The 1,894-nt window shown below is 63.0% G+C and carries 3 protein-coding genes; 1 reads left to right on the forward strand and 2 read right to left on the reverse strand.

Translation table 11 applies throughout. The features are described from left to right. Positions 1-386 (reverse strand): glycosyltransferase (locus tag AC2VOP_RS09810; protein ID WP_486960775.1); only part of this gene is annotated, 386 nt, incomplete at its 3' end. A gap of 337 nt (positions 387-723) precedes the next feature. On the opposite strand from AC2VOP_RS09810, the gene AC2VOP_RS09815 reads away from it, so the two are divergent. Then, on the forward strand, positions 724-1,704 hold the full coding sequence (locus AC2VOP_RS09815; protein WP_486960774.1) for an FkbM family methyltransferase: 981 nt from the start codon (positions 724-726) through the stop codon (positions 1,702-1,704). Between the two features lie 76 nt (positions 1,705-1,780). Here the strand turns inward: AC2VOP_RS09815 and AC2VOP_RS09820 are convergent. After that, positions 1,781-1,894: hypothetical protein (locus tag AC2VOP_RS09820; RefSeq protein WP_486960776.1), on the reverse strand; the 114-nt coding region annotated here is incomplete at its 5' end.

Raw genomic sequence — 1,894 nt, forward strand, 5'->3', positions numbered from 1 at the left:
TGCTCCGCGACGTTGGCGGCGAGCATCTCGTAACCCACGCTGGTGGTGATGAGCAGGTCGGCCCCGTCCGCCAGCGACGTCAGCGTCGCACTCCCCTGGCCCCAGCTCTGGTTGTAGCGCTCCTGAATGTCGCGCGCCACCCTATTCAGGTCCTGGATCCTCCACGGTTTGTGGAAGTAGCGCGTCCAGCTGCGGCGCACGTCCGCGATGAGCTCCAAATCCGGCCCGTAGGCGACCGTCGCAAGCCCGGCCGACTCGGTGAAGCCGACCAGGTCAGGCGAGACAGCCATCCGCACGTCATGCCCGCGACGCGTCAGCTCGAGGGCGACAGCGGCGCAGGGCTCGACATCGCCACGACTTCCCCAGCTTGCTAGTACAACTTTCATCGCGGATTCTGGCCTTCGGTTGTCATACGCATCGGCAATGTCAGGGGCCTCGGTCGCTATTGCTGGGTTACTCGTCTGCTGGCTGGCGGTTCGGTTGTTTGTTTCGGGCTGGCCGTTCGTCGTGTGTATTCGCGCCAGTGCCCCGTCGTCCAGCCCGGTAGCAATGCGCATTATTGCCGATCGCCAGGCGGTCGCGTTGGACTGGCCGCATCTCACAGGTCAGGCGACCGTCGAAACCACCCCCATCGCCCTGATAGCTCGGACGCCTGCGCGCATCGCCGATAGACGCGTGAGCGGGCTGCTAACCTCAGCTTGACTCGGCTCATGCAACCCCGCAATGACCCACCCGGAGGCAGCGGTGCCCACCCTCGACTCGGCCAAACGGCATACGCGCCATGCGTTGGTCCGGTCCATGCGGGCATGCGTTGCGAATGACCGCATCCCCTTGGTCGCCAAGCAAGTTTTCTTCATGTTTGTCGCGGGTATCAGCGTCGAGCCGAGAGGTGGGATGCTCAAACTGCTCGGCATCGAGTCCGACGAGACGCCGGTGGAGTCCGAGTACGGGACTAAGTTCGTCGCCGACCAAGGATGCTCAAGTGTCACCTTCTGGCTGCGCTTCCGCGGCGCCTACGAACCGGTGCTCTCCGAATTCATACTGCAGCACGTACAGGAAGGCGATGTCTGCGTCGACGCCGGTGCTAACAACGGCTACTTCTCCCTTCTCTTAGCCCAGCGCGTCGGACCGTCCGGGAAAGTCATCGCGATCGAGGCCGCACCCGACACCGCGCAGCGGCTACGCGCCAACATCGAGCTCAATGAGGCGGGCGGAATCGTCGACGTCGTCGAGGCAGCATGCGCCCCGGAGAAGGGCGAGATGACGTTTTGGCTGCATTCCCGCGTTGACGGCTGTTCCCGGCTCAGCCCACCCGCCAAGGGAGATTGGGACCACCGCCGCGGGGTGAGCTGGAGTCCCGTGACCGTAGCCGCTGACACGCTCACATCCCTCGTGGGTGCCGACGCTGCGCGGGTCTCATTCATCAAGGTTGACATCGAAGGCGCAGAAACGGCCTTGACGCCGCAAATTGCCTCTGGATTCACCCATCCCAGGCTCGTCGTGGCCCTTGAATTGAGGGCGCAAATCGAAGCCACGTTGATGCCGTTCCAAGATCAGGGGTTCTATATCTACGACCTGCACAATGATTACCGATGGCTATACGAGCGCAAGGTGCCGGCGATCACCAAGGCGGCATACCGCGACTTCTACCACCGCGACTTCGCAGACGCACTCCTCAGCCGTCAGCCACTGATCCTCTCGTAGGATTCCGCAAACGCGGGCGACCGGCACGATCATCTCCGCGGGAATGTTGACTTCGCGATAAAGATCGGCTTCTCGATCAGACGACACGTTGCAAACGGGCGGAATTTTCCACAAGGTCAGCGGTGGCCGCAACGCTTTCGGCGGGTTTGCTCATGCGGCTGGCGATCTCGCGGGCCCGCGCGGCGTATTG

The sequence above is a fragment of the Mycobacterium sp. TH-M106 genome (assembly GCF_057473765.1).

What these genes read in the sequence shown, in the direction of transcription:
- AC2VOP_RS09815 (WP_486960774.1), top strand. Translation starts at nt 724, where the DNA reads ATGACCCACCCGGAGGCAGCGGTGCCCACCCTCGACTCGGCCAAACGG.